Below are 4,217 nucleotides of genomic sequence, written 5' to 3'. Positions count from 1 at the left end.
GGATACAAAATGAATGCAAAGTTTCTAGCCTTTGTATTTTTAGTAGTCATATAGTATAATCACCTTTAGAAAATAAAAGCATTTTTCACGAGCGAACTTGAGAGAGGGCGCTCTTTTTTTATGCTCATTTTTCTCCTTTCTTAGATTTTTCGATAACATCACGCATATAGTTTCTAATATCGTAAGTTACAATTTTTCCTTCACTTTTTAAAATCTCTTTGTAATCAGCATACATCTTTTTAGGTATTCTAACGGTTACAACTTGATATTCTGTTTTCTCTTCAGGCATAAAACTCACTCCTTTATTTTTTTATCATTATACATCATTATATACTTATAGTCTATATAGTCAAAAAATAACCCGTTTAAAAAAACGGCGGTCAAAACGGCGGTCAAACGGCGGTCATAAAAAAACTCCCAAATCCATTGGGAGAGTAAGCGTAAAGTCCTATTCAAGTAAAATTTGGCACTCGGCACTTATAGGGGGGTCGTAGTACGGGAGCGAAATTCGCTCCCTGCCCCCTGATTTTCAAAATTTTTATCCCACTCAAACCAAAATATGGGCTCCGCCCAAACCCGCAAGCTGTGTCAGCTTGACCCCATAAATGAGCGGGAGCTCCCGCTCAAACTCACCCCGCACTCGCCGTGGGGCAGGCAAAAAAAGCAGGTGTGCTTTTCTTTGCATGCGCAAAAGTGTTTTATCCGCTAGTCTATCAACTCCTTAAAGCCTCAAAAAGGGGCTAACTGCTAAAGCAGCAAGCCCCTTTAATTCGATTTACCGTTGACAGACACAAAATTAACGACGTTCAATCTAGCCAGATGTTAAATTAAGCTCTTAAATGCCATTTTAAGCCCATATAAGCGTTTTAAAGATGTGGACCGCCTAATTCATCAGATTTATGTTTTTCGAGTTCCTGTGAGCTTTCAGGGGCTTTTTTAGACGGTTCTTTTAGTCCTGCACGTTCTAGCCACTTGTCAGGTAAATTGATACCTAGTTTTTTGTGTAGAAATTCATCAACATTGCGGACAATGCCTTGAAGTGTTCCGACTAACTTTTGCAATCGCTCATTCTCTCTTTCGAGGTCATTATAGTCCCACGTTGTTCTAGTCAGTTTATCTCTTAACGAGTCGGCTTCACGCCTTGCTCTAGCATGCATTTGATTGTAATTATCACTAAAAGACGCCCGTTGTTCCAAATCAGCGAGATCAGATTTATCAACCATGACTTTATTTTTATTCAGCAAAGTTGGTTTACTAGCAATTTTTTTGTTATCCCGTGGCTTGATTTCATCAAGCTGTTTTTTAGTATCTGCAAGCTTTGCTTGTGTCTCTTGTTTTTCGGTCTCTATTTTTTTCAAATCTTCCCGCATAGTTTTGTATTCGGGTACTGATAAATTCTTACGCTCTTTGTTTTTGTTGCCACGTTGAACATCAAAGCCATTCTCTTTGAGATATTGTGGTAATTCCTCTTGAATGCGCTGTAAGGCTTCACGATTGAATATACGCTTAGCTGAGAGCTTTCTATCATCATCAAAGGGCACAATGCCCATATGCATGTGAGGGGTCTTCTCGTCCAAGTGAACGACCGCATAACGAATATTTTCGTCGCCATAGTTATCTGCAAAATATTGTTTGGCTGTTTCAAAATATTTACGGGTTTCGACTTCGTCTAATTGCTCAAAAAAATCTTTGTCACTGGTTAGAATCCACTCATTGACTAAAACAGCGTCTTTGCGAACTGCCCGCTTACTAGCTTTATTTTCGTTGATATAGGCTTCAATATCCGTTTTAAAATTATCAGTGCGCCCAGCCACCAAATCATAATTCAAGTGGGAGCGGGAAACATCAATATCTTCGTTGCTGTGATTAGTCGTTTTCCGTTGGTCATGATTGCCAATACCGACTAAATTATCAGCTTTTAATTTCGTCATTCTAGCCACTACAAAACTCATAGTACGCACCTCATTTCGGAGTTATCTTCCAAGTAAAGTATAACCCACTATACTTCACTCTGTGAAGTGTGGTCTCTGCGAGGCTAAAAACTGTCTGTCCACTTTGCCCCTTTTTTCGCCTTTAGGCTGAAAAGGTTCGACGTGAACAGGCACAAAAAAAAACGCCTACAGCTGTCCTTTTTTCTAGTAACAGAAATGATATTTTCACCTTTGCATTTTTCCGCAACGATTGCAAATTCATTTCAATATCAAATTCAAAACAACAGACCTTGCCACTTTTTCAAAAGTGGCAAACCCAGAAAATTTCTACATGTCTCCGACGGCTCGAAAACGAGTTGCCAAGAGGGTGGAAAATCAGTGGATCGTATCAACTTCTTAAATTCCTTCCGATTTGCTTCAGTCAGACATTTATCGTTGACCCTACCGTTTATTTTCCCACTGGCCAAATAAAAAAGAGTAGCCTAAGCTACCCTTTTCTAAAAAAATAGTTCAACAATCGCGCCCATTGAAGGTAAATTTTTAAGAAATAACATTTTTTCATTTTACTTAGAAAATATAATACTAGCCCCTTTTATCACATTTTTCCGTACAAATAGAAATGCATATTCTCTTGTAATTCTGGCAAATCGAGCGTTTCTTCAGCTAATCGTTCCAAACCTTGATGTTCATAAAAGCCAAAATTACATGTCGTATCCGTAAATAAGTAAAATGTCTTAAGATTTTCAGATGTCATATAATCTAAAAATTGTTGATACAATTGTTTACCGATACCTGAACCACGTTGGTTTCCATCTACAACAAAAAAAGCTAATTCACCATCAAAGTTTGTACCAATGCTCTTTAAAAGAATTTCATCAACTTCTTCAAATTTTTGAAACGTCTTTCCAATTTTACGCCCTTCTTTAGATATAGCAATTCGTGCAACAGCAATTCCTTGCCGAATAAGATACCTTAGTGGTTTACGATGTGTTTCTCTATTTTTACCCATAATAATACCAACAGGCACTTCATTAAAAACAGCAACACTAGTAAATGTTTGATTAACAAGACAACTGGCAAGATATATTTTAGACAGTTGTTTAGCTAATTTTGGGCTTCCTAATCGATCGTAGTTCCATGATTTGCGAATCATATCTTCCAAGATATGATAATCGGATGGTTTAATAGGACGGTATTTAATATCTGCTTGTGTCATTACTTTTCCTCCAAATAATTAACTTCTAAATTGTTCTTAAATCCAATATATTCCACGTCAATAATCATTACTTAACCTCTCCAGTCTCAATATTTATTTTATTTCTCCCATTTCTATCAATTCCTCAAATCCTTCAACAAAGTAATCTCTATCTTTCAAACAAACAACTCGTTTTTCTGGACCTTCAGGTGTCTCAGTTTCACTTAACTTTATACCACAAATAAAGCATTGACCTAAAAGCTCTTTAGTCGGGATAACATTTTGATCAGTGTATTCTAAGTATTTCTCAACATCACTTTCACTAAACTCTCTCATGCTCTCACCCCTCTCTCATTCTTTATTTCTCCTGTATCAGGATCAATGGTTTTTGAATAGACCGGACGATAACCACATTGGTAATTTGCATCAAAATATAGTCGAAAAATTCCAGAAGAACTTGAAATTATTTCATTCACATATTTCATACTCTCAATTCCAAATTCGTTACCTCTTTGTCTGATAAACGAGCTTAATTCCTTTACATTAACAATGTTATATTCATCTACAATTTCAAGTAAAGTCTGCCTTAATTCTTTCTTTTCATTTTCATCAAGTGTTACGTATCTATCAATATCAAAATCATTTATAAAGATTAAATCTTTTTTATCGTAGCGGTGTTTACCTTTCTTAATTGCATCAGAACTTTCATGCGTTAAATACTGAAAATAATACTCCACGCTATCAACAATTTCGATATGAGATACAGATTGATCACCTAAATTACGTTTTATTTTTTTCCGAATACTTTCAACAGTAACCGGATTACGAGCAATATACAAAACATGATAATGTGGTTTTTTATAAATTGATCCACCAGCACTTATTATCTCTTGTTCATCAGGAGTCATATCTTTAAATTTTCGTTCAGTTTTATCTAAATTATGGAGCGGACTAATCGCCATAGGAATACCAGTTTTTTCTAAATTTTCAATAAAGTTTTCAGGAATACTTTCAGGATACAAAATGAATGCAAAGTTTCTAGCCTTTGTATTTTTAGTAGTCATATAGTATAATCACCTTTAGAAAATAAA

General features: G+C 35.8%; 5 protein-coding genes. All 5 read right to left on the bottom strand.

The window, feature by feature from the left end:
* Positions 1-124: 124 nt before the first annotated feature.
* Positions 125-289 (bottom strand): transcriptional regulator, encoded by a 165-nt coding sequence (locus tag AC1RPK_RS07545; RefSeq protein WP_481761992.1) that lies wholly within the window; start codon positions 287-289, stop codon positions 125-127.
* Between the two features lie 577 nt (positions 290-866).
* On the bottom strand, positions 867-1,952 hold the full coding sequence (mobV, locus tag AC1RPK_RS07540; RefSeq protein ID WP_004906452.1) for a MobV family relaxase: 1,086 nt from the start codon (positions 1,950-1,952) through the stop codon (positions 867-869).
* A gap of 574 nt (positions 1,953-2,526) precedes the next feature.
* Positions 2,527-3,147, bottom strand: a complete 621-nt coding sequence (locus AC1RPK_RS07535) for a GNAT family N-acetyltransferase (RefSeq protein WP_481761989.1) — start codon at positions 3,145-3,147, stop codon at positions 2,527-2,529.
* Between the two features lie 93 nt (positions 3,148-3,240).
* On the bottom strand, positions 3,241-3,462 hold the full coding sequence (locus tag AC1RPK_RS07530; RefSeq protein ID WP_481761990.1) for a hypothetical protein: 222 nt from the start codon (positions 3,460-3,462) through the stop codon (positions 3,241-3,243).
* Positions 3,459-4,190 (bottom strand): replication protein, encoded by a 732-nt coding sequence (locus AC1RPK_RS07525; protein WP_481761991.1) that lies wholly within the window; start codon positions 4,188-4,190, stop codon positions 3,459-3,461. Before AC1RPK_RS07525 ends, AC1RPK_RS07530 begins: the two co-directional genes overlap by 4 nt.
* Positions 4,191-4,217 lie beyond the last annotated feature (27 nt).

The organism is Dellaglioa sp. CoH-55-MRSF-6 (assembly GCF_056782215.1).
This window is presented reverse-complemented; position numbering and strand designations above follow the sequence as displayed.

Bases quoted from the DNA above. Each gene is read 5' to 3' on its own strand.
- AC1RPK_RS07545 (WP_481761992.1), bottom strand. From the start codon at position 289: ATGCCTGAAGAGAAAACAGAATATCAAGTTGTAACCGTTAGAATACCT.
- mobV (WP_004906452.1), bottom strand. From the start codon at position 1,952: ATGAGTTTTGTAGTGGCTAGAATGACGAAATTAAAAGCTGATAATTTA.
- AC1RPK_RS07535 (WP_481761989.1), bottom strand. From the start codon at position 3,147: ATGACACAAGCAGATATTAAATACCGTCCTATTAAACCATCCGATTAT.
- AC1RPK_RS07530 (WP_481761990.1), bottom strand. From the start codon at position 3,462: ATGAGAGAGTTTAGTGAAAGTGATGTTGAGAAATACTTAGAATACACT.
- AC1RPK_RS07525 (WP_481761991.1), bottom strand. From the start codon at position 4,190: ATGACTACTAAAAATACAAAGGCTAGAAACTTTGCATTCATTTTGTAT.